Raw genomic sequence first — 23,645 nt, forward strand, 5'->3', positions numbered from 1 at the left:
GCCTATCTTCCCTCGTCGCCCATGTTGAAGCACTCGGTGAAGAACACCTGCGCATCCAGGTTGTACTTGTCGCAGACGAAGTCCACGGCGTCATCGACGATGCGCGCGAAGGGACGCGACTCGCACACCGCACGGGCATTGATGATCATCGACATCTTCTTGTGCTTGCGCAGGAACGGCTGCGTGTGCTCGATGTCGTAGTCGATGCCCAGAAGCGAGCACTTGTTGAAATCACCGGCACCAGCCGTGGCGAAGGTCTTGAGATGTGGGACGTTGCGCTTCTTCTCGATGAGGCCCATGCGAATCTCCTCGATGAGGTCGTCGATGACGGCGTTGCAGTCAATCTTCTCGTCATCGAGTTGCTTGAAGAAGAGACGGCGGTTGTACCACGTAAGGGTCTTTTCGGCCTCCTGGAACTTCTCGTTATCACGTACCGAGAAGTTCTTGAGAAGGCTCTCGTGGGTTTCCAGATATTCGGCAAGCTCGGGGATGCCATCGCCGCGCAAAGCCGAGATGGTCATGACCGGGATATTCGGGCACGCCTCGCGCAGGAAGGCGACGTCGCGCTCGACCTCCTCGGGCGTCATGACGTCAATCTTGTTGAGGACGATCAGATCGGCCTCCTCGAGCTGGAGCTGCATGAGGTACTTGATCTCCTCGGGCAGGTTGATGTCCTCGCCCTCGGGCAGCAGCAGCTTGATGCGCTCGGGATCGACGAGCACCGTGAACGGCGACAGCGTGATCCAATCTGCGCAGTCGTCCACGAGACGATGGTAGACGTGGTCGAGCGCACCGACCCCCAGGCCGGGGATGTCGCTCATGACGAAGATGGCGCCATCGCGGTCGCGCAGGCGACGAATCTTGTCGATGGTGTTGTCCATCTGGTAGCAGATGCACCCGCTCGCGATTTCCTCGACCGTGCATCCGCTCGTTTGCGTGAGGTTGGTGTCGACGAGGTTCGCGCCCAGGTCGTTGGCGATGATGCCAACCTTGCCATAGGTCTTGTTCATGTGCTCGCCCAGGGCGATCATCGTCGTGGTCTTGCCCGCGCCCAGAAACCCGCTCATGACCATGAAGCGAATCTTGCGATCAGACCCCCCGCTTTGGCCCTCGCTCGGTGCGGCCTTGGTCGTCGCCGTGTCCTCGTGCATGGCGGCAGCACCGCCATAGGTATTGAAGGTATCGTACGGCATATGCGTGCCCTCCCGTGACTAACAGCAACTGGCGTTAATCGGCTGGTCATCCTCATCGTAGACGCCCTCGTAATCGGGTGCGGTCTTGATGATGTGATCGCCATGTGTGTCGCCAACATGCTGATCGCGATTGCCCGTGTACTCAAATGCCGCACTATAGCGCGAGTGAGCCGCTATTGCGGAAACGTTGCCGCAAACGGGGCAGGTCTTGCCCGTGGGGAACTTGATGTTGAAGTCGAAGAGGAACATGTCCGGATAGTCGGGAAGGTTGCCCTTGTAGGTCACCGTCTCGCCATAGGATTCGCAGACATCCTCGGCCCACCCCGATTTCATCACGCGCGCGGTGATGGTCGCGAACGCGATGTCGGGAAACAGCGCCTGCTCGCTTGCGCTCAGAGGCGTCTTGAAGGTCATGGGATAGCGCGGATCGAGCAGCTCAAAGTGCTGCACGAGCCTGCGAAAGTCGTTGATGTACATCGCACCGGCCAGACGCAGGGCACGAAGCTTGAGGTCGCGAACCTTTTCGAGCGGAATGCGACGATCGGTGAAGACATCGGTGAAGTACCACTCGCCGCCCTCCCTGAGGACGCGCTTGACCTCCTCGACATAGGCGTTCTTGTTCGGAGAAAGGTTGAAGGTGCAATTCGAGATGACGACGTCCACCGATCCATCGTCAATCATGGAAAGATCCTCGGGCACGCCGTTGATGAACTCGACATTGCAGGCGTCATAGCCAAACTGGGCAATCTCCTGGTCGAGATACTTCTGCGCCTTGGCAAGACGCACGGGATCCGGATCGATGCCAATGACCTTGCCGCTTTCGCCTACAAGCTGTGCGGCGAGATAGGTATCACGGCCCGAACCGCAGCCAAGATCGACGACCGTGCAGCCTTCCAGCAACGGCGGCATGGGGGTGCCGAACTCGTGGAAGTAGTTCTTGATCTCAGCCGAGATATTGAAGAGCTTCTCGCGAACGGAGGGAGGAATGGTGTCGTCGGTGTCCCGCGTACGAGCAGTTGCCTGCGGGTCAGCATCCTGCAGCTTCGCAATCTCCTCGTAGTACTCCTTGGGATCCACATCCAACGTGTACCAATTGCGATAAGCTTCGTAATCCATGTCGCGCCCTTTCTCGTTCGACTCAAAACCCAGGTTATAGACGCCGCCGTCATATGGAATGACGGCAATTCTGGCGTCACGCTATTTTTTACTTGCACTAGTAGCAGACTATATCCTATACTGGTTTATGTCAACTCGCGTCGCAGCTTAGCAACTGGTTTCCTCTTTCGTTGCGGGCAGATGCTTGGGGCGCGCTTCTAGGCCGGCGGGTCCCAAGCATCTCGCGAGGCAATTCACTGCCATAGACCAAGTCTTTGCCCCTGGGGCTCATTTTGGCGTATTATGGACTCTCCATTCATCTCACACGTAAGGGAGCCTGTCTATGTGGTCTGCCTGCCATCCCAAGTCCGAGAAGGAGCTCAGCGAGTGCGGTCAGCTCGGCAAGAGCCTGAGCCGTCTCACCCAGCCCTCGATTCTCTCCGTGCTTGCAAAGGCAGATAAGCCCGTACACGGCTATCTCATCATCCAGGAAATGTCGAGCGGTCCGATGTTCAATGGAAACGCCCCCGATCCGACGGGTATCTACCGCATCCTCAAGCAGATGGAGAACAACGGCCTCGTCGTAAGCGAGTGGGACACTTCCGAATCCGGTCCCGCCAAGCGTTGCTATAACCTGACTGACGAGGGCAGGGCCTGCCTTCGTCGCTGGGTCGATGCGCTGGCATGCTATGCGGCAAGCATCCAGGACCTGCGCATCCTCGCATGCGATGCCCTTGACATCGCCGTTCCCGAGCAACCAACCTGTATGAAGGAACTTGAGGTCTAGGACCGCACGGAACGCTCCTACACGAGCGCGGCGCACACCTCATCGGCACACGCGAGCGCGTCAGCAATCGCCGTTGCGACAAGCGTCGACCCCATGCGCACGTCACCGGCGGCAAAAACGGGCGCGGTTCCGTCAGCACCCGCGCGCAGCAGATGCACCTGATCTCCACGTAAAGGCTGCTCGACACCAAATGCATCGAACAGGCTGTCTTGCGCCCCGAGGAAACCTTTGGCGATGAGCACGAGCTGCGCAGGGATGTCACGCTCCGTGCCTTCGAGAAGATGCCGTCCATCCTCGTATGAGAAATCCTGAATGCGTACGGCCTCAACCGCGTCGTCTCCGACAAAACCAATCGTATCGGTCGCCCAGAGACGCGGATCTTCGCCGAAGAGCTCCTCGGCCTCGCAATGCCCATAGCCCTGCTCGTAGGTCTTGCGCGGCGCTGGCCAGCACTCAAAGGCCTCGCAACTCGCCGGCGGGCGTTGCGCGCGAATGACCTGGGCCACGCTTTTGGCTCCTTGCCGCAACGCGCAGGCAACACAGTCAACGCCCGTGTCGCCGCCGCCGATGACCACAACATCCTTACCGTTGGCATCGATGCTTGCCTCGCGTTCCTCAAGCTGGGAACGCGTGACCTCGCCCAGGTATTCGAGCGCGAAATGGATGCCCGTAAGGTTTCGACCCGCAATGCCGATGTCGCGCGGAACATTGGCACCGGCGGCCAAGATGACCGCATCGGACTCGGCAAGCAACTTGTCTGCATGCTCGGTCGCGTCCGCGTTGCAGATGAACTCGATGCCGCTTTGCTCCATAAGCTCGATACGTTGCCGCACGATCTGCTTGGGAAGCTTCATGCTGGGGATACCGTAGCTGAGCAAGCCGCCGGGACGTTCGTCCTTCTCGTATACGCGCACGCGCAGGCCATGCCGCGTGAGTTCCCAGGCAAGGGCAAGCCCCGCGGGACCAGAGCCGACGACACTCACGAGGGGCGCCGCACTGTCTGCGGGCACGAGCGGCTGCATGCCATGCTCCCATACGTAATCGGCAAGCAGGCGCTCGTTATCGTGAATGGTAACCGCATCGTCATGCAGTCCGAGGTTACAGGCGGTTTCGCACGGTGCCGGGCACACACGCCCCGTAAACTCCGGGAACGGATTCGTGAGCTTGAGACGCTCGTATGCCTCGTCAAGACGTCCGCGATATAGCAGATCGTTGACCTCGGGAATGAGATTGCGCAACGGACAGCCCGTCATGGCGGCTATGTCATCGAAAAGGCCGCCGCTCTGGCAAAACGCCACGCCACAATTCATGCAGCGGCTCGCTTGCTCGCGCTGCTCGTCAGCGGAAAGCGGCACCGTGAACTCCTCGTAATCCGCCACGGCCTCGTCTGCGGAACGCACGCCATGCTCTTTGCGTGCGACCTGAAGGTATGCTCCCGTGCGTCCCATGCTACGCCCCCGCTCTCAACAACTCGAAGGCACGCTCCTGTGCCTCCTCATGAGCGCAGCCCTCTTCCTCGAACTGCGTCGTCATGGCAAGCATCTTGCGATACTCGTCCGGTATGACCTTCTTGAAATGATGCGCGATGTCGTCGAAACGATAGAGCATCATCACGCCAAGCGGACTCATCGTCACGCGTACATGCGCCTCGATAAGCTCGCGTATTGCCGCAAGCTCGCTGCGATCGGGCTCGAGGATATCGACAAGGTCCCGGTTGCAATGGGACTCGAGCGTATGCGCCGCATCGTAGACATAGGCGACGCCGCCGTTCATGCCCGCCGCGAAGTTGATGCCCACCTCGCCCAGAACGAGCACGAGCCCACCGGTCATGTACTCGCAGCCGTTGTCACCGATGCCCTCGACGACGAGCGAGGCGCCCGAATTACGCGCGGCGAATCGCTGCCCCGCAAGGCCGTTCACGAACCCCGTCCCCGACGTCGCGCCATAGAAGGCGACGTTGCCGACGATGACGTTTTCCTCGGGTCTGAAGTTCGCCCGGCTCGAGGGCGCAACCGCCACCGTGCCTCCCGAAAGCCCCTTGCCAAAGTAATCGTTTGCCTCGCCGGCAATCGTGAGCATGATGCCTTTGGGCAAGAACGCACCAAAGCTCATGCCGCCCGAACCGCTGCAATTGACCCTGATGAAGTCGTAGGGCAGCCCTTCCGGGTGCTGTGCCGTCACCGCCGAGCCGAGCATGGTGCCCACGCAGCGATTGACGTTCGTTATGTCCACATGAAACTCGATGGGCTCAAGCCTTTCACGCGCGAAGCTCGTATAGGGAATGAGCAGCGTCGCATCGAGCGTCTCGGGAAGCGTGTTAGGTGCTTGGGCGCTCTCGAGGAAGTGGGGGCAATGCGCATCGGGAATCGCCCGCCCAAAGTCGACGTGCGGCTTGGCGAGCAGGGGCGAAAGGTCGAGCAAACGCGCCTTCCACGATCGCACGGCGCGTGTCTGTCGCAGGCACTCGACGTGTCCGACCATCTCGTCAATCGTGGCAAAGCCAAGGCTCGCCATGATCTGCCGCAGCTGCTCGGCAACGAACATCATGTAATTGACCACGTACTCGGGCTTGCCCGTGAAGCGCTTGCGCAGGCGGCAATCCTGCGTGGCGATGCCCACCGGACAGGTGTCCTTCTGGCAATCGCGCTGCATGAGACAGCCCATCGCGATGAGCGGCATGGTCGCAAAGCCGAACTCCTCGGCTCCGAGCAGGCAGGCGATGGCGACATCACGGCCGTCCATGAGCTTGCCGTCCGACTCGAGGACCACCCGCGAGCGCAAGCCGTTCTGCATGAGCGTCTGCTGCGTCTCGGCCAGTCCCATTTCGAGGGGCAAACCTGCGTGATGGATGGAATCGCGCGGTGCGGCGCCGGTACCGCCATTGGCACCCGAAACCAGAATCTTGTGCGCGCCACCCTTGGCAACGCCCGTCGCGATGGTCCCGACACCGGCCTCGGAAACGAGCTTGACCGAAATGCGCGCCTGCGGATTGGCGTTCTTCAGGTCGAAGATGAGCTCGGCGAGGTCCTCGATGGAGTAGATGTCGTGATGCGGCGGCGGCGAGATGAGGCTGATGCCCGGCGTGGAACGGCGCGTGCGGGCGATCCACGGCCAGACCTTCTCACCGGGAAGATGGCCGCCCTCACCCGGCTTGGCGCCCTGCGCCATCTTGATCTGCAGCTCGCGTGCGCTCATGAGGTAGCGGCTCGTCACGCCAAAGCGCCCCGAGGCAATCTGCTTGATCGCCGAGCGCTTGCTGTCACCGTTGGCAAGCAGTGGTTCGCGTGCGGGATCCTCGCCGCCCTCGCCGGAGTTGGAACGACCTCCGAGGCGGTTCATGGCGATGGCGAGGCATTCGTGTGCCTCTTGCGAGATGGAACCGTAGCTCATGGCGCCCGTGTTGAAGCGCTTGACGATCTCGCTCGCCGGCTCGACCTGCTCGAGGGGGATTGCGGGCCGCTGCGCATCAAAGTCGAGCAAGTCGCGCAGGACGATGGCACGTCCCTGCTGATGCACGGCCTCGCTGTACTGCTCGAAGAGCTCCGGGTCATCCTCGCGTACGGCGCGTTGCAAGAGCCTGATGACCTGCGGCGTGATGAGATGCTCTTCGCCCCGCGGACGCCATGACGTAATACCTGCGCTGGGAAGCTGCCCGGGCGAAGGAGATTGGGCCTGGGCAAGCGCCAGCGCATAACGCTCGTCGCACTCGCGCTGCACGTCATCGAGTGCGAGCCCACCGATGCGGCTCACCGTGCCCGTAAAATGACGATCGACGAGATCGGAGGACAGGCCCACCGCCTCGAATACCTGGGCGGCATGATAGCCCTGCATGGTCGAGATGCCCATCTTCGACATGATCGAGACGATACCCGAGACAACGGCCTTGTTATAGCGCGCAATGGCCTCATCGGGGTCGCCGTCGATGACGCGGCGAGCACACAGCGAGCGAATCGTATCGTGCGCGAGGTACGGATAGATGCCTGACGCCGAGTAGCCCACGAGCGTCGCGAAATCGTGCGGTGTCACCGCATCACCGCACTCGACGATCAAATCGACCTGCGTGCGTATCCCGCAGCGCAGCAGGTGATTATGCACGCTCGCGACCGATAGAAGCGATGGCACCGGCACGAGGCCACGTCCGGCGCGATCCGAGAGCACCAGAATGTTCACGCCCGAGCGGACAAGCTCCTCGGCTTGCTTGCCCAGCTTCTCGACGGCGTCGGCAAGAGCATGCTCGCCGTCATCGGGACTGTAGGCAGCCACGATTCTGGCAGCCTTGAAGCCCTTCTGCCCAATCGTCGCAAGCGCGGCGAACTGAGCCTCGTTCAGCAGCGGTGTTTCGAGCCTCACGAGGCGGCAGTTGGCGCGTGCGTCTTCGAGCAGGTTGCCATGGTTGCCCAGGTAGAGCAGCGTCGAGGTGATATAGGATTCGCGCAATGCGTCGATAGGCGGGTTCGTCACCTGCGAGAACAGCTGGTTGAAGTAATGGTAGAAGCGACGGGGGCGTTCCGACAGGCACGCGAGCGGCGTATCCTCGCCCATGGACGCGAGCGGCACGGCGCCGATGTCGGCCATGGGGATGATGGCCTCCTCGATGTCCTCGAAGCAGAACCCGTGCACCGCCTGACGCTCCGTCAGGGATAGGTCCTCGTCATCAACCGTAAGCGTGCTGGCCTCGGCACCCTCGATCAACGACGAGAGCGCGAGCGTCTCGGACTTGATCCACTCGCGATACGGCTTCTCGTTGGCGAGCTCGTCCCTGATTTCATCATCGTAGAGAACGCGTCCTTGCTCGGGGTCGACCATGAGCATTTGCCCTGGCCCCAAACTGCCGGATACGAGAATCTTGGCCGGATCGATATCGAGCGCCCCCGCCTCGCTCGACAGGATGAGACGATCGTCGGAGGTCACGCAGTACCGAGCGGGGCGCAAGCCGTTGCGGTCGATGACGGCGCCCAGCATGGTGCCGTCCGAAAACGCGATCGCAGCCGGCCCCTCCCACGCCTCGGTGAGCATGGACTGGTATTGGTCCCAGGCGCTGCGCTTGCTCGTCAGGACCTCGTTCTTATCCCAGGGCTCGGGCAGGAGCATCGATACGGCGCGCATGAGGGAGCGACCGTTCATGGAGATGAACTCGAGCATGTTGTCGAGCATCGCCGAGTCGGAGCCCTCGCCATTGAAGACGGGCAGGACCTTCTCGAGAGCCGCGTCCATGACGGGCGAGTACAGATGCGGCTCGCGTGCGCGGGCCCAGTTCACGTTGCAGCGCAGCGTGTTTATCTCGCCGTTATGAACGATATAGCGCTGGGGATGGGCACGTTCCCACGATGGCGTCGTATTCGTCGAGTAGCGCGAGTGCACGAGCGCAATCGCGGAGTCGGTCATCGCGTCGTCGAGGTCGCAGAAGAAGCCGCGCATTTGCGTGGAGACGAGCATGCCCTTGTAGACGATCGTCCGTGCGCTCATCGAGCATACATAGAAGACCTTGCCGGCAAGCGCGGGTGTCATCTGCGCTTGCTTCTCGATGGTGCGCCTGCAAACGTAGAGCGCGCGTTCGAAGTCCTCGCCGGGATTGACGTGCGAGGGGCGCCCCACAAAGGCCTGTTTGATGACGGGCATGCATTCGAGTGCCGTCGTTCCCAGATCGTGACAATCGACGGGAACATCGCGCCAGAACAAGAGCGGAATGCCCTCGGCAGCACAACCGTCCTCGAAGATGCGCATGCCGGCGGTCATGCCCTCCTCGTCCGTGGGTAGAAAAAGCATGGCGACGCCGTACTCGCCCTCGTCGGGAAGTATGCTGCCGCACTTCTGCGCCTCCTTGCGAAAGAAGCGATGCGGCACCTGGATGAGTATGCCCGCGCCATCGCCCGTGTTGGGCTCGAGGCCAACACCACCACGATGCTCGAGATTGACGAGAACCGAAAGCGCGTCGTCGATGATCTGATGCGAGCGCACGCCCTTGAGGTGTGCCAGCGCTCCGATGCCGCACGCATCATGCTCGAACTCGCTGCGGTACAGCGTCGGATCTGCACACGGGCGCCTCCCGGCCCGATCTGTCATCTCGGCCTGCATGCTCATACCTCTTCTTAACGGTAACTGGTTCCCATAACTGCTGAGTAGGATAAGCGGGGCACGTTACGCCCATGTTTCGAATGCGAGTTTTTTTGGATGAGACAAATGTCGCCGGGGCACTTTTGTCTTGTTTCGTGACGGAATGAGACAGTTGCTCAGAGACGTTGTCTCATTTGCAGCAAATGAGACAACGTCTCTGAGCAACTGTCTCATTCCCCCGGTCCACGTTCCTATCGCAGCCTTGCCCGCGGATGCGTCGAGAGATACTCCTCGCGAATGTGGCTCCTGTCAACGTGTGTGTAGATCTGCGTCGTCGATATGTCGCTATGGCCGAGCATCTCTTGCAAGACACGCAGGTCGGCCCCTCCCTCGAGCATGTGCGTCGCGAAGCTGTGGCGCAAAGTATGCGGATGCAGGCCCTCGATGCCCACGTTGCGCCCGTATCTCTCGACGAGCTTGCAGACGCTGCGCCGCGAGAGCCGGCCGCCACGCGTGTTGACGAAGATGGCCTCCGGGTCTTGCGCGGCCGCACTGCCCTTGGCATGCAGGTGCGGGCGACCATCGCGCAGATACTCGTCAAGAGCCTGGCGCGCAGAGCCCAAAAGCGGGACCAGACGCTCCTTGCTCCCCTTGCCACGCACGCGCACAAGCTCATCGTCGAGCAGAAGGTTGCCAAACCCCAGGGAGGTAAGCTCGCTCACGCGCAAACCGCAACCGTAGAGTATCTCGAGAATCGCCCGGTCGCGAAGGCCGGCAGGTGTCTCGGAAAAGGGTTGGTCAAGCAATGCGGCGATTTGCCCGATGGAGATGGCCTGTGGCAAACGCTCGGCTTTCTTGGGTAGCGGGACTGATGCGGCAAGATCGGTCTGGGCAAGCCCCTCGCGCACGCAAAAGCGATGAAAGCCCTTAAGGGCCGCGACATGGCGCTCCATGCTACTCGAAGCATAATCTCGCTTGTGGAGGTCTTCGATGTAATCGGTGATGTCGTCACGCTCAATGCCATCGAGCGAGTCAATGCCCGCGGCGTGCATGAAGGCGAGATAATCGCGTAGGTCACGTTCGTACGCTTCGACACTTGCCGTAGAAAGTCCCCGCTCGACGGTAAGACAGGTGAGATACTCGTCAAGGACGTCTCCGTACGCACCGATATCGGCGTGCATGTTTGCTTTTATGACGCGAGGCGCCATTACGAGCACCGCGCCCTCTCGCGTACGAGCGCACAGGCAAGACGTGCCGTGTTCTCGAGGTCCGCGACCTTGAGGCATTCGTCCACCGAGTGGAACTTGGTCATGCCCGTCGAAACGACGAGTGGATCGACACCGAGCTTTACGTACTGGTTGGCATCCGTTCCGCCCGTCGACATGAAGGTGCGCGGCTTGAAACCTGCAGCCCGAGCGGCGCGACAGAACATCTGGACAATGGGTGCATCCTCGGCAATCTTGAAGCCCGGATATTCGAGCTCCCATTCCACATCGACCTGGGCGCCAAGTTGCGCGGCCGCACCACGCATGGCATCGTCCATGGCCGCACGGACACGCTCGACGTCTGCCGCATCGACCGCGCGGCACTCCCCCGTCACCTCGCAGCTCGGCGCCACGACGTTGTTGGCGCTGCCACCGGAAATGGTGCCGATATTCGATGCGCAGTACTCTCCGACAGCCCCGAGGACGCCGGCACGGCGCATGGTCTCGACCGCAAGACTTGCCGCCTCGATTGCGCTGATGCCCTCTTGGGGGGCAACACCGGCATGACTTGCCTTGCCCGTGAACTGCGCCCTGAAGGTGTAGTGGTAGGGAGCGGCCAGGCACGCACCACCCACATCACCTGCATCATCGAAGACGAAGCAGGGCTCGCCAGTCTCAAAGTGCGCCGCGCTGAAGTTTGCCGCGCCGCGACAACCGGTTTCCTCCTGAACGCTGAAGATGACCTTGACGATGGGATAGGCCCCGCCTTCCTCGACAAGCGTGCGAACGGCCTCGATGATGGCCGCCACACCGACCTTGTCGTCTCCACCCAAGACGGTCGTGCCATCGCTGTAAATCACGCCATCAACGATCTGCGGATTGACGCCTTCGCAGGGCTGCACGCAATCGAGATGGGCCGTGAGAATAATCGTGCCGTTAACGGTGCCCGCGAGCTCGGCATAGAGATTGCCGGTATCGGAGCCGATCTTATCCCCCGCATCGTCGATCGTCACCGTGCAGCCACAGCCCTCGAAGGCGTCCTTGCAGTATGCGGCAGCACGTGCCTCACGCCCCGATGGGCACGGAAGGCGCACGAGGTCAAGGAAGGTATCGAGAAGGCGCTGCTCGTTCACGAGGACTCCTTACGCGTTGGAAGCTGCTGCGTGGGCATCGGCCTGCGCGATTGCAGCGCGGACGAGCCCGAGGAAGAGCGGATGCGGACGGGTGGGGCGCGACTTGAACTCGGGGTGCCCCTGACTCGCGATGAAGTAGGGATGATCGGGAAGCTCGATGATCTCGACCAGGCGCTCGTCCGGAGAGGTGCCGCTCACCACCAGACCCGCATCGATGAGCTGCTGGCGATAATCGTTGTTCACCTCGTAGCGGTGACGGTGGCGTTCGCTGATGAGCTCCTCGCCATACACGCGCGCGGCAAGGGTGCCGGGCTCTACCTTGCAGGGATACGAGCCGAGGCGCTGCGTGCCGCCCTTGGCATCGACGTTTGCCTGGTCGGGCATGAGGTCAATGACGGGATACGCGAGCTCCGCGTCGAACTCGGCCGAAGACGCCTTGGGCATGTTGGCCACATTACGCGCAAACTCGCACACGGCAGCCTGCAAGCCAAGGCAAATGCCCAGGTAGGGAATCTGATGTGTACGGGCGTAGTGTGCGGCGGCGATCTTGCCCTCGAAGGCGCGCACGCCAAAGCCACCGGGAACGAGAATGCCATCCATATCGCCGAGAATGTCATCGACCGTTGACTCGTCGAGCTCCTCGCCGTCTATGAGGTGCACCTGGACATCGCGCTCAAGCGCGACGCCGGCATGATGCAGGGCCTCGATGACGGAGAGATAGGCATCGGGAAGATCGGTGTACTTGCCGACGATCGCGATGTTGCACTCCCCGTGCGCAGCGTCTTTCTTGGCAAGATACTCGTTCCAACTGCTCATGTCGGCATTGCATTGCTTGAGCCCGAGGCGATCGAGCACTTCGACGTCAAAGCCCTGGTCAAAGAGCGAACGTGGAATCTCGTAGATGCTCGGGGCGTCCTCGCACGCGAAGACATGGTCGAACTCGACATCGCAGAACATCGCGATCTTCTCGCGCAGCTTGGAGCTGATCTCGTGATCGCTTCTGAGCACGAGGAAATCCGGCTGGATGCCGAGTGACTGAAGCTCCTTGACCGAGTGCTGGGTGGGCTTGGTCTTGAGCTCGTGCGCGGCAGCAATATAGGGAACGAGGGTCACGTGGACGAAGCACACGTTCTTGGCACCTTGCTCGCCACGCCACTGACGCACGGCCTCGATGAAGGGTTGGGACTCGATATCGCCAACCGTGCCGCCGATCTCGGTGATGACGATGTCTGCCTGCGTGCTGTCTGCCAGGCTGCGGATACGATCTTTGATGGCATTGGTGACATGCGGGATGACTTGCACGGTACCGCCGAGGAAGTCGCCCCTGCGCTCCTTGGCGATAAGGCTCTGGTAGATGGAACCCTGCGTAACGTTTGAGTCGTGCGTGAGGTTCTCGTCGATGAAGCGCTCGTAATGGCCAAGGTCCAGATCACTTTCGAGGCCATCGTCGGTGACGAAGACCTCTCCATGCTGGAAGGGGCTCATCGTGCCGGGATCGACATTGAGGTACGGATCCATCTTCTGCATGGTGACTTTGTAGCCACGGGCCTTGAGCAGCGTGCCAAGCGAGGCAGCGGTAATGCCCTTTCCGAGTGACGAGACAACACCGCCGGTCACAAAGACGAACTTGGTCATGTGCAACGCGCCTCCTTGGCATGCCGGGCTTCAAACGCGATTCATTGTACGGCAGCCCTGTGACATAGGTTCTCGTAATCTCCGTGATTTAACGGACTCGAAATACGACGCCGCCGGGCCGGGATGAGACACATTGGACAGGTACATCTGTCTCATTGGCGTAGCCCAGTGAGACAGATGTACCTATCCAATGTGTCTCATCGTGCCTCGATACCCCGTTTTGCGCTACCATGACCATCATGAAAAACGCGGACACCACAAAGTCAATCGCCCGCTCGACCGCCATGATGTCGGCACTCACGCTCATCTCGCGCGTGACCGGCTTCATTCGTACCTGGGCCATGGCTTTCGCGCTGGGAAACACCATCCTCGCCGCATCTTTCTCGCTCGCCAACAACCTCCCCAACATGATTTACGAGCTCGTCGCAGGCGGTGTGCTTTCGACGGCCTTTCTCCCCATCTACCTGCAGCAGCGTAATACCCGCTCACGCGAGGAGGGCAATCGCTACGCATCTAACCTGCTCTCGCTTGCCCTCATCTTCCTCGGCGTCATCGCATTGCTTGCCTCGATCTTCTCGCCGCAGGTCATGCTCACGCAGACGCTTTTCAGTTCGAGCTCGAGCGAGACCGTCGAGAACGCCGTCTGGCTCTTCCGTTTCTTCGCATTTCAGATCGTCTTCTACGGCGTGAGCGCCATCTTCGGCGGCCTCCTCAACGCAGAGCGCGAGTACTTCTGGCCGGCAATCAGCTCGGTCTTCATGAACCTCATCATCATCGTGACCTTCTTCGCGTACCCCTTCGTGAGCTCGCTGAGCGGCCAGGCGGGCTTGCTCCTGCTCGCCATCGGCACGACGCTCTCCATCGCCGTCATGGCTTGCGTGCAGATACCCGCCCTCGTGAAGGCCGGCTTCCGCTTCCGTTTCCACATCGACCTGCATGACGAGGGACTGCACGAGACGGTGCGTCTCGCGCTTCCGGCCATCCTATGCACGGCCATCAACCTCGTCTCGCTCTCGTTCATGAACTCCTGTGCATTGCATGTCGCGCCCAACGGCCCGGCGTCCGTAAGCTACGCATGGATGTGGTATCAGTTCCCCTATGGCGTACTCGGCGTCGCGCTCTCCACGGCATTGTTCACGGAGATGAGCGATCGCATGTCCCGCGGGGACGTCTATGGCTTCAAGCAACACCTCAACATGGGCCTGCGCACGACCTGCCTGCTCATCATCCCCATGGCCGCCATGCTCTTCGTGTGCTCCGACGAGCTCATCGGCCTCTACACAGCCGGCAAGTTCACGGCTTCCGATATCGCGCCCATCGCCGACCTGCTACGCGGCTGGGCATTCGCGCTACCCCTCTACGCATGCTACATGTTCGTCTATCGCGCCTACTCGTCCCTTAAGAACCTCAAGACCGTCGCCATCTGCAATCTCGTGTTCACCTGCGTGCAGGTCATGCTCTATATGCTCTTCACCGGCGTCATTGCCGTGCCTGGCTTTGGTTCGCTCGGGCTCGTGGGCATCGCGTGCGGTGACATCGTCTTCTACGGTCTCATGCTCGTTGTGCTTCTCGCCATCTTGGTCAGGCGCAGGGGCGGCTTCGGCCTTGGCAAGCTCGTGATTGCCTGTCTCAAGGTCACCATCGCGACCCTCATCGGCGGCGTTGTTGCCGAGCTCGCATCCTGGGGCATCGCAAGCGTCATCGACATCTCGAACATTTTCGGCAGCTTCATCGCGCTCGTGATTACGGGCATCATCGGCCTGAGCATCATCTTCGTGATGTGCCGCATCCTCGGCGTAAGCGAGGTCACGGATTTCGCGCATCGTCTTGTCCGCCGCCTTGGTCGCAAGTAAGAAAACTGCGATTTTGTGAAGCAGGGTAGAATCGCATGCATGCTTTTTTCGATTATGTGTGACAAGGCAGAGCCGCATGCAGGTTTTTTGCGATTATGTGAGACCGAGAAGCTGGAAAGTCTCACATAATCGAAAAAAACGTGCACGAGTTCGCTATACGCCACACATAATCGAAAAAAACGTGCATGCGGCCCCGAGTCTTATCTATCGATCTCGCTGCGGTCGTCACGCAGCTCGTTGGGCATGATGCGGATATCCGTGTACCCCATGTCGCGCAGGGCGGCAGCCGTGCGGTACGGCGGCGTGATGTCGTCCTGGAATCGCGCGCAGTACTCGAGTGCCTGCACGAGCGTCACGTTGTGGTTGAGGTCGGCGATCGTATCGACATCGGGAACATCGGGCAGATAGAGCGCGGGAAGACCCAGGCGGTCAGCCTTCTGGATGTAGGCAGGCAGCACGGTCAGGCCATCGGCGTTGTAGAAGACGCCCGTGTGATCGAAGTTCGTCTCACGCGTCCAGCCCACCACTGAGACGCCCATCTCCTGATCGGGGGCAAGCACGATGCCGCCGCCAGGGCGGTCGCACAGCTCGTGCAAGCGCTCGAAACCCTCGATGATGATGTTGCGTCTCAACGCGGGCATATCGCAGCCCATGGACAGAATGGTCTCGTACCCGAGGTCCCAGACCTGATCGAAGGCGCTGTTGTAGTGCGCGTCGAAGCTCTCGCCATCATCGTGAATAAAGACGATATTGCGTGGCCAGGTGCCGCTTTCTGCAAAGAGCGCACGCATCTTCTCTTCCTGCTCGATGCCGGGCGAGGAGATGAATAGCATGTATGTATCGCGCAGGGGCTGGTACTCGCAGGTGCTCTCGAGCGCGTGTCGCTCGGCATCGGCGCACTCGAGGTCACGCAACGCGTCGCAACAGCACTCGGTGACGTCAAAGAGCATGCAGTGATAGAGCGCGCTTGCCACCTCGGGGTCAAAAAACCCGTCCTTGATCGGCGTGAGTCGCGTCTTGACCTTTCCCGCTTCGGGGGCCTTGCTGAAAAGCAGCAGTGCGTTTTTTCTCGTATCCATGCCCCTATTGTAACTGACCATAGATATGCAAAAAGCCGGCGCTTCAAGCGACCGGCCCTTTGCAACAAGAAGGGAGGGAGAGGAGAAGGATGGGGTATCCTTACGCTCCCTATCATACAGAGCACTCATGGCAACGGGGTTTCACGCACGTTGCGGTCTGGTGGCAAAGATAACGATATGGTACGAAACGGTTTCGAATTGGCAACGCGGCCGCATGCGTCGAGGGGTCTGACCCCCTGACATACGAGCCGCGTAATCCCGTCCTTACGCCTTGGGCGCGATGAGCGACATGACGATGACGGTGATGCCCTCGATGAGCAGCGAGGCCCCGATGAACTGCATGACGAACGGGGGCCAGATCAAGGCCAGGATGCCGCAGATCACCACGATCAGACTGCCGAGAACGCCCACGAAACGGCCATTGATATCACGGGTCGTGATGAGGCTGATGATCTGGGCGATGCCAAAGACGATGACGGCAATGGCGACAAACCAGATAACGGCCTCGGCAAAGGCGAGAGGAAACAGCAGGCAGAGCAAACCGAAGATGATACTTAGTATGCCCGTAGCCAAGACGCCAGAACCCATACCCGTGCCACGCAAGGTGCTGAACCAAGTGTATGTCGCGTTGATGCCCACGACGAGAATGCCAAAGCCGACGAGCATGGCGAAGACCATCGTGGACAACGTGGGAAACGCAAAGAGAATGATGCCGATGATGGCAAGGATGATGCCCGAACCCAGGCCCATACCGCGAAACGAATTCATGGCGAACCTCCTTGGTCGATTACCTCAGGATGGTTCCATTATTCCCTTTCGAGCATATTATTGCAAATCACGACAAACACCGCTCACGATGCGATCGCGACCCACGAGGTCCTTCGTCACCTTGACGTCAACGCAACCCGCCTCGCGCAGGCGACGTGCCGCCTCCTCCAGACAGGTCTCGTGTAACTCGCAGGCAAACAGGCCGCCGTCTTTCACGAGGGGCAGTGCCTCGGTGATGAGCCGGTCGAAGAATGCGAGGCCATCGGAGCCGCCATCAAGTGCAAGACGTGGCTCGAAGCCCGCGACCTCATGCGGAAGCTCGGCGAGCTCGGCTGTGGGAATATAGGGCGGATTGCTCACGAGGCAATCGAAGCTTCCCGCAATCTCGGCGACACAATCGCATTCCACGACCTCCACGAGCTCCTCAAGGCCCAACATCTCGACGTTTGCCTGGGCACACGCCACGGCCTCGGGCGAGATATCCGTCGCAAGCACCTGCGCGCCAGCCTCCTTGGCAAGCGAGCACGCAATGCAGCCCGTGCCGCAGCCCACCTCGAGCACGCACGGGGCGTCAGCGCCTGCGAGCCCGTCGAGCACAACATCGACAAGAACTTCGGTCTCGGGACGCGGGATGAGCACGCCTCGACTCGTCTTGACGACGATGTGCCGGAAGGCTGCCTCTCCGGAAATGTATTGGAGCGGCTCGCCGGCGCCGCGCCGTTTGAGGGTCTCGCGCAGCACGTCGCGCTCTTCCATCGTGAGCGGACGGTCGAAGTGCATGTAGAGCTCGATGCGCGTGAGTCCCGTGGCGGCGGCGAGCAGCCACTCGGCCGAGAGTTTGGGATTCTCGTCATCATGATGCACGAGGTACTCGCGGCACCACGCGAGCGTGTCGCCGATGGTCCAGACTTGTTGGCCCATGGGACTATTCGGCTGCCGAGGCGGTCGCCTGCTCAAGGCGCTCGGCGCGGTCGGCCGCGGCGAGGTTCTCGATGAGCGCGGGAAGGCCGTCGCCCTCGAGTATGCCGGCATAGCTGCCGTTGTAGCCGATGCGGTGGTCGGTCACGCGATCCTGCGGGCCGTTGTAGGTGCGAATCTTCTCGGCACGGTCGCCATGCCCGATCTGCCCGCGCCGCTCGGCGCCGAGAGCCTCCTGCTGCTCCTGGAGCATCTTGTCGTAGAGGCGGGCACGCAAAACCTGCAGGGCGGCCTCGCGGTTCTGGATCTGGGACTTCTGGTCCTGCGACTGCACGACGAGTCCCGTGGGAAGGTGCGTGATGCGCACGGCAGAGTCGGTCGTATTGACGCATTGACCACCGGGGCCACCAGCGCGATACACGTCGATGCGCAGGTCCTCGGGTTTGATGTCGACCTCGACCTCGTCGGCCTCGGGCAGCACGGCAACAGTCGCCGTCGAAGTGTGGATGCGGCCCTGGCTCTCGGTCTTGGGGACGCGTTGCACGCGATGCACGCCGCTTTCGAACTTCATGGAGCTGTAAACGCGGTCGCCCAGCATCTTGAACGAAATCTCCTTGAAACCGCCCATGTCGGACGGCGATGCGTCGATGACCTCGACCTTCCACTTCTTACCCTCGGCGAAACGCTCATACATGCGGAAAAGATCGCCCGCGAAGATGTTTGCCTCGTCGCCACCGGCACCACCGCGAATCTCGACGATGATGTCCTTTTCGTCGTTGGGGTCGGCCGGCAGGAGCATGAACTTGATGTCTTCCTCGAGCTGAGGCAACTTGCCCTCGATGTCCGAGATCTCCTCCTGCGCGAGCTCCTTGAGTTCCGGGTCGCTCTCGTTCTTGAGCTCCTCTTTGGCCGCGACGAGCTGATCGGACAGCGAGATGTACTCACGCGCGGCGGTCGCGAGCTCGCCCTGGCGCGCATGTTCTTTGGCAAGGCGCGTGTACTCCTTCTGGTCGGCGAGCACGGCTGGGTCGCCGAGCTTCGTCTCGAGCTCCTCGTAGGCAGCGATTATCTTCGTAAGCTTGTCGTACATCTCTTTATCTCCGCGTCAGTTGAACTTGAATACCTTCTGGGCGATATGGTAAGCGCTGAGCAAAACCCTGTCGCCGGCCTTGCCGGGCAGATGGGTGCCGACACCCATAACCGAGCGCCTGATCTTGACATAGGTCTCGTGATCATGCTCTCGCAAGTACTTCCATATGTCAGCCCTCATTTGCTCCTTGTCGGGGCGATCGCTCATCATCGAGAACACCGTGCAAATCACCATCATCATCGTGAGGTAATTGCGCATGTAGGAGCGCAAACGTGAACTCTTGACGTCGCGTTCCAGCAAGAACGAGTCGATCATAATGCGCGTGACGCGCAGCTGCTGGTCGATGCGGCCGATCATCACGGTTTCGTTGACGCTCTGGTCCTCGCGCCCGATGAAATAGCGGTACAGGTCGACGTCCATATAGTAGATGCGCTTGCATTCGGGAAGCGGCACGTACACGAAGATGTTGTCAACGTAGAAGGTATGACGCGGCAAGGTGAGGCCGCAGTCACGCAGCATCTGCGTGCGATAGATGACCGAGTGCATGAGTATGTACTTGGTCAGGCCAAAATGCCCGCAGTCATCCCAGGTGAAGAGCTGCTCAACCGGCAACATGCGCGTGTACTTCATGACCTCCTGCGTGTTGTCGGCCGTGTGCTCGTACACGTAGTTGACGAGCATCAGGTCAATCGGCTCGTCGAACGACGCGAGCTTGTCGAGCATCGCAACGTTGGCATCGTTGTCGAGCCAGTCATCGCTGTCCACGACCTTGAAATAGAGGCCACGCGCATTCTCGAGCCCCGTCATGACCGCTGCACCATGACCACCGTTTTCCTGGTGGATGGCACGCACAACGCCTGGGTTGGTAGACTCCCACACCTGGGCCTTCTCAAGGGTGTTGTCCTTGGTCGACCCGTCATCGACGATGATAATCTCGATATCGTCCGGACGGTTGCACGCGAGAATCGACTCGATGCAGGCATCCATGTACTCCGCCGAGTTGTAGCAGGGAATCGCGTATGTGATGAGCTTCGTATCCATAGCCGCCTATTGTATACCAGCAAGCGCTTCTAGGCTTGCGCTTTGCGCGCCTGGGACTGCACGCAGGTCACCGCGACGGTGCCAACGATATCCTGGGCCGAGCAGCCACGAGAAAGGTCATTGACCGGCTTGGCCACACCCTGCAGGATGGGACCGAAGGCATCGGCCTTGGCGAGGCGCTGCACGAGCTTATAGGCGATGTTGCCCGCATCGATGTTGGGAAAGATGAGGACGTTTGCCTTGCCTGCGACCGGGGAGTCAGGCGCCTTGAGCGCCGCGACCGTATCGACAATAGCGGCATCGACTTGCAACTCGCCATCGAGCTGAAGCTGTGGCGCGCGCTCCTTGGCGATGCGCGTGGCCTCGGCCATCTTCTCGGCGCTCTCGCCCTTGCCGGAGCCATAGCTCGAATACGACAGCATCGCGACGCGCGGTTCGCCACCGCAGAGCTGCTCGAAGCTGTTGGCGGATGCTATGGCGATCTCGGCGAGCTCCTCGGCCGTGGGATAGATGTTGAGAGCGCAATCGGCAAAGACGAAGAGACCATCGTCGCCGTAGGAACAATCGGGCACGTCCTCGACAAAGAACGAGCTCACGAGCTCGGTGCCCGGAGCGGTCTTGAGAATCTGCAACGCGGGACGCAACGTGTCGGCCGTGGAGTGGCAGGCACCGGAGACCATGCCGTCGGCATCATCCATGTAGACCATCATCACGCCGAAGTAGCTCTCGTCCTTCATCTGCTCACGGGCCTCGTTGATGGTGACACCCTTCTTCTTGCGCAGCTCGGCGAACTTCTGCGCGTACGGCTCGAGCAATTCACTCGTACGCGGGTCAATGACGATGGCATCACTCACATCGATGCCGTGCGCCGTGACCTCACTCTCGGAACCGAGAATGATGACGTCGGCAATACCGGCGTCCATGATTTCGCGTGCGGCCTGCACGGTGCGGATGTCGCTTCCCTCGGGCAAGACGATCTTCTGCTTGTCGGTCTTGGCTCGCTCGATAATCTTGTCCAGAAACTTGCTCATCACGCACATCCTCTCAAGTGGCTCGTGCAAATACAGTTCCCAATAGCTTATCGGATATGGGCAGCATGAACTAGCCGGATTGCGGGAACGTAAGAAATCTATCTGGGATGTTCCATTTGGACGCCGGCAGACCCGTCACATGGGTCCGCGTGAGGTCATCTGGGCACTTCCGTCCCATTTGGACGTTGGCAGACCCGTTACGTGGGTCCGCGCGAGGCCATTATGACATGAGGAAGTTACTGCCCAGCAGGCATGGAGCTTTCCTCGATAACATTACCGTCATCATCGAGGCGAATTACATGCACCGAGTTCTCGAAGGTCTGGTCCTCGCCAGTCTCGTTGTTATGGATGAGCGTCTTTTGCATATCGGGCAGGACCTTTTGGACACCGGGGACATGCTCGACGAGCACGCGCTCGACACCCTCAGACAGGGTAAGCGCGGATAACGGGCAATCGACGCAGGCACCGCGAAGCGCCACGTAGACAATACCCTTCTCGTCATCGATTTCCGTAACGTCGAGATCACCGCCATCAGCCTGAATCTGGGGCCGGATACGGCTTATGACGTAATCAAGCATGCCTCTATCGATCATCGAGCGACCTTTCACATACAACGAATCATCCGCATTGCAGACTACCACTCGAAAGTACGGATGGAAACAACAGCAAGTTTACGATTGATAAAAGCGTGAATCGCAACGCGGCATCAGTTGCCACTGCGTGTTTAGGTGGGCGAGATTGACGTGAAGCGGCGGGCGTGAGGAATATGCGATCTTGCGTGTCTAGGTAGGCGAGATTGACGTGAAGCGACGGGCGTAGCATACATCAGTTGCCCCTGCGCTTCTGGACGTGCGAGATTGGCGCGAAATGGTGGGCGAAGCGTATCCAAACATACGTGAGCCCAGCAGTGAGCGCCAAGATCGTGTGTCCAGAAGCGCAGGAAGCCCCTGGAGAGCTCAGCATCGTCCTAGTCTCCCACGGCCTTCCGCCGTAGTACCTTCGGCGATGGAGGGCTTAACTGCCGGGTTCGGAATGGGACCGGGTGTACCCCCTCCTCCATAAACACTGAGCTCACCAGGGGCTTCCTGATGGAGCACCCTGAAGGTCGCATAGCGCGTAGATCGAAGCGTTCTATCGATGCAGCGAATGAATGATTAATAAGAAGAGCTCGGCCAATTAGTACTGCTCGCCTGAAATGCTCACACACCTTACAGCTGCAGCCTATCAACCTCGTAGTCTACAAGGGGCCTTACCACAAAGAGAACTCATCTTGGAGCCGACTTCCCGCTTAGATGCTTTCAGCGGTTATCCGATCCGAACGTAGCTAACCAGCGGTGCTGTTGGTCAACAACTGGTACACCAGAGGTTCGTCCACCCCGGTCCTCTCGTACTAGGGGCAGATCTCCTCAATTCTCTTACGCCCACGGAGGATAGGGACCGAACTGTCTCACGACGTTCTGAACCCAGCTCGCGTACCGCTTTAAATGGCGAACAGCCATACCCTTGGGACCTGCTCCAGCCCCAGGATGCGATGAGCCGACATCGAGGTGCCAAACCTTCCCGTCGATGTGGACTCTTGGGGAAGATCAGCCTGTTATCCCCGGAGTACCTTTTATCCGTTGAGCGACGGCCATTCCACTCTGAGCCGCCGGATCACTAGAACCGTGTTTCCACTCTGCTCGACTTGTAGGTCTCGCAGTCAAGCCCGCTTATGCTCTTGCACTCAAAAGGTTGATTGCCAACCAACCTGAGCGAACCTTACGTGCGCCTCCGTTACATTTTAGGAGGCGACCGCCCCAGTCAAACTACCCACCTGACACGGTCCCCACGCCGGATAACGGTCGCAGGTTAGATCACCAATACGCCGAGGGTGGTATTCCAAGGGTGACTCCGCCCAGGCTGGCGCCCAGGTTTCATAGTCTCCCACCTATCCTCTACACGACGAACCGGTGAACAATGTCAAGCTGTAGTAAAGGTTCACGGGGTCTTTCCGTCCTTCCGTGGGTAATTCGCATCTTCACGAATAATACAATTTCACCGGGTCTATGGTTGAGACAGCGCCCAAATCGTTACGCCATTCGTGCAGGTCGGAACTTACCCGACAAGGAATTTCGCTACCTTAGGACCGTTATAGTTACGGCCGCCGTTTACTGGGGCTTAGTTTCAAAGCTTCGCCAAAAGGCTAACCTCTCCACGTGACCTTCCAGCACCGGGCAGGCGTCAGACCCTATACGTCGTCTTACGACTTAGCAGAGTCCTGTGTTTTTGATAAACAGTCGCTTGGGCCGTTTCACTGCGACCCCCATTAGCTCACGAAGCAAGTTCGGTCACCGACAGGGGCACTCCTTCTCCCGAAGTTACGGAGTCAGTATGCCGAGTTCCTTAACCATAGTTCTCCCGATCGCCTTGGTATGCTCTACCCGTCCACCTGTGTCGGTTTTGGTACGGGCACCTGAGATTCTTCCTAGAGGTTTTTATATGAAGCATGGAATCACTGACTTCACGCATTCGCTTCGTCGTCACGCCTCATCCTTAAAGGTAGAGCGGATTTGCCTACTCTACCGGACTACGCGCTTTCACGGGGACGTCCAGAACCCCGCCCAGCTATCCTTCTCCGTCGCCCCATTGGTATAACGAGTCTCAGATGGTACAGGAATATCTACCTGTTGTGCATCGACTACGCCTTACGGCCTCGCCTTAGCTCCCGACTGACCCTGGGGGGATTAGCCTTGCCCAGGAAACCTTGGACTTACGGCGGAGACG

General features: G+C 59.9%; 16 protein-coding genes and 2 rRNA genes (1 of these 18 running past the window's edge). 2 read left to right on the forward strand and 16 right to left on the reverse strand.

Translation table 11 applies throughout. From position 1 onward, the window contains the following. Positions 1-2: 2 nt before the first annotated feature. Positions 3-1,193 carry a hypothetical protein gene (locus tag OIM11_08085; GenBank protein ID HJJ01086.1) on the reverse strand — a complete coding sequence of 397 codons (1,191 nt, stop codon included), beginning with the start codon at positions 1,191-1,193 and terminating at the stop codon, positions 3-5. A gap of 18 nt (positions 1,194-1,211) precedes the next feature. Then, on the reverse strand, positions 1,212-2,309 hold the full coding sequence (locus tag OIM11_08090; protein ID HJJ01087.1) for a methyltransferase domain-containing protein: 1,098 nt from the start codon (positions 2,307-2,309) through the stop codon (positions 1,212-1,214). A 322-nt stretch (positions 2,310-2,631) separates the two neighbouring features. On the opposite strand from OIM11_08090, the gene OIM11_08095 reads away from it, so the two are divergent. Next, on the forward strand, positions 2,632-3,075 hold the full coding sequence (locus OIM11_08095) for a PadR family transcriptional regulator (protein ID HJJ01088.1): 444 nt from the start codon (positions 2,632-2,634) through the stop codon (positions 3,073-3,075). A 17-nt stretch (positions 3,076-3,092) separates the two neighbouring features. Here the strand turns inward: OIM11_08095 and OIM11_08100 are convergent, their stop codons facing one another. The 5 genes from OIM11_08100 to OIM11_08120 form a co-directional block, all read right to left on the reverse strand. Next, on the reverse strand, positions 3,093-4,523 hold the full coding sequence (locus OIM11_08100) for a glutamate synthase subunit beta (GenBank protein ID HJJ01089.1): 1,431 nt from the start codon (positions 4,521-4,523) through the stop codon (positions 3,093-3,095). A 1-nt stretch (position 4,524) separates the two neighbouring features. Then, positions 4,525-9,156 (reverse strand): glutamate synthase large subunit, encoded by a 4,632-nt coding sequence (gltB, locus tag OIM11_08105; protein ID HJJ01090.1) that lies wholly within the window; start codon positions 9,154-9,156, stop codon positions 4,525-4,527. Between the two features lie 224 nt (positions 9,157-9,380). Continuing rightward, positions 9,381-10,310 (reverse strand): site-specific tyrosine recombinase XerD, encoded by a 930-nt coding sequence (xerD, locus tag OIM11_08110; protein ID HJJ01091.1) that lies wholly within the window; start codon positions 10,308-10,310, stop codon positions 9,381-9,383. A 26-nt stretch (positions 10,311-10,336) separates the two neighbouring features. Further along, positions 10,337-11,467, reverse strand: coding sequence for a M20/M25/M40 family metallo-hydrolase (locus tag OIM11_08115; protein ID HJJ01092.1), 1,131 nt, complete (start codon positions 11,465-11,467; stop codon positions 10,337-10,339). Between the two features lie 9 nt (positions 11,468-11,476). Further along, a complete protein-coding gene (locus OIM11_08120; GenBank protein ID HJJ01093.1) occupies positions 11,477-13,102 on the reverse strand; it encodes a CTP synthase in 1,626 nt (541 codons plus the stop codon). Positions 13,103-13,332: 230 nt separating this feature from the next. Between OIM11_08120 and murJ the strand changes: the two genes are divergently transcribed. After that, entirely contained in the window at positions 13,333-14,955 is a 1,623-nt protein-coding gene (murJ, locus tag OIM11_08125; protein HJJ01094.1) for a murein biosynthesis integral membrane protein MurJ, read from the forward strand. A gap of 200 nt (positions 14,956-15,155) precedes the next feature. Here murJ and OIM11_08130 read toward each other — a convergent pair whose 3' ends face one another. From OIM11_08130 to OIM11_08170, 9 genes are all read right to left on the reverse strand, one after another. Further along, positions 15,156-16,034, reverse strand: a complete 879-nt coding sequence (locus tag OIM11_08130; protein ID HJJ01095.1) for a DUF2064 domain-containing protein — start codon at positions 16,032-16,034, stop codon at positions 15,156-15,158. Positions 16,035-16,298: 264 nt separating this feature from the next. Further along, positions 16,299-16,802: a DUF308 domain-containing protein gene (locus OIM11_08135; GenBank protein HJJ01096.1), complete on the reverse strand. Its 504-nt coding sequence runs from the start codon at positions 16,800-16,802 to the stop codon at positions 16,299-16,301. 57 nt (positions 16,803-16,859) lie between these two features. Continuing rightward, positions 16,860-17,723 (reverse strand): peptide chain release factor N(5)-glutamine methyltransferase, encoded by an 864-nt coding sequence (gene prmC, locus OIM11_08140; GenBank protein HJJ01097.1) that lies wholly within the window; start codon positions 17,721-17,723, stop codon positions 16,860-16,862. A 4-nt stretch (positions 17,724-17,727) separates the two neighbouring features. Continuing rightward, on the reverse strand, positions 17,728-18,810 hold the full coding sequence (gene prfA, locus OIM11_08145) for a peptide chain release factor 1 (GenBank protein HJJ01098.1): 1,083 nt from the start codon (positions 18,808-18,810) through the stop codon (positions 17,728-17,730). Between the two features lie 15 nt (positions 18,811-18,825). After that, positions 18,826-19,851 carry a glycosyltransferase gene (locus OIM11_08150; GenBank protein HJJ01099.1) on the reverse strand — a complete coding sequence of 342 codons (1,026 nt, stop codon included), beginning with the start codon at positions 19,849-19,851 and terminating at the stop codon, positions 18,826-18,828. Positions 19,852-19,880: 29 nt separating this feature from the next. Beyond that, positions 19,881-20,882 (reverse strand): phosphate acetyltransferase, encoded by a 1,002-nt coding sequence (gene pta, locus OIM11_08155; protein ID HJJ01100.1) that lies wholly within the window; start codon positions 20,880-20,882, stop codon positions 19,881-19,883. 236 nt (positions 20,883-21,118) lie between these two features. After that, entirely contained in the window at positions 21,119-21,475 is a 357-nt protein-coding gene (locus OIM11_08160) for a NifU family protein (protein ID HJJ01101.1), read from the reverse strand. Positions 21,476-21,836: 361 nt separating this feature from the next. Next, positions 21,837-21,952, reverse strand: a 5S ribosomal RNA gene (gene rrf, locus OIM11_08165). A gap of 86 nt (positions 21,953-22,038) precedes the next feature. After that, positions 22,039-23,645, reverse strand: a 23S ribosomal RNA gene (locus tag OIM11_08170) (it continues 1,365 nt past the right edge of the window).

The organism is Coriobacteriaceae bacterium (assembly GCA_025992705.1).
Classification (GTDB): Bacteria; Actinomycetota; Coriobacteriia; order Coriobacteriales; family QAMH01; genus QAMH01.

Bases quoted from the DNA above. Each gene is read 5' to 3' on its own strand.
- OIM11_08085 (HJJ01086.1), bottom strand. From the start codon at position 1,193: ATGCCGTACGATACCTTCAATACCTATGGCGGTGCTGCCGCCATGCAC.
- OIM11_08090 (HJJ01087.1), bottom strand. From the start codon at position 2,309: ATGGATTACGAAGCTTATCGCAATTGGTACACGTTGGATGTGGATCCC.
- OIM11_08095 (HJJ01088.1), top strand. From the start codon at position 2,632: ATGTGGTCTGCCTGCCATCCCAAGTCCGAGAAGGAGCTCAGCGAGTGC.
- OIM11_08100 (HJJ01089.1), bottom strand. From the start codon at position 4,523: ATGGGACGCACGGGAGCATACCTTCAGGTCGCACGCAAAGAGCATGGC.
- gltB (HJJ01090.1), bottom strand. From the start codon at position 9,156: ATGAGCATGCAGGCCGAGATGACAGATCGGGCCGGGAGGCGCCCGTGT.
- xerD (HJJ01091.1), bottom strand. From the start codon at position 10,310: ATGCACGCCGATATCGGTGCGTACGGAGACGTCCTTGACGAGTATCTC.
- OIM11_08120 (HJJ01093.1), bottom strand. From the start codon at position 13,102: ATGACCAAGTTCGTCTTTGTGACCGGCGGTGTTGTCTCGTCACTCGGA.
- murJ (HJJ01094.1), top strand. From the start codon at position 13,333: ATGACCATCATGAAAAACGCGGACACCACAAAGTCAATCGCCCGCTCG.
- OIM11_08130 (HJJ01095.1), bottom strand. From the start codon at position 16,034: ATGGATACGAGAAAAAACGCACTGCTGCTTTTCAGCAAGGCCCCCGAA.
- OIM11_08135 (HJJ01096.1), bottom strand. From the start codon at position 16,802: ATGAATTCGTTTCGCGGTATGGGCCTGGGTTCGGGCATCATCCTTGCC.
- prmC (HJJ01097.1), bottom strand. From the start codon at position 17,723: ATGGGCCAACAAGTCTGGACCATCGGCGACACGCTCGCGTGGTGCCGC.
- prfA (HJJ01098.1), bottom strand. From the start codon at position 18,810: ATGTACGACAAGCTTACGAAGATAATCGCTGCCTACGAGGAGCTCGAG.
- OIM11_08150 (HJJ01099.1), bottom strand. From the start codon at position 19,851: ATGGATACGAAGCTCATCACATACGCGATTCCCTGCTACAACTCGGCG.
- pta (HJJ01100.1), bottom strand. From the start codon at position 20,882: ATGAGCAAGTTTCTGGACAAGATTATCGAGCGAGCCAAGACCGACAAG.
- OIM11_08160 (HJJ01101.1), bottom strand. From the start codon at position 21,475: ATGATCGATAGAGGCATGCTTGATTACGTCATAAGCCGTATCCGGCCC.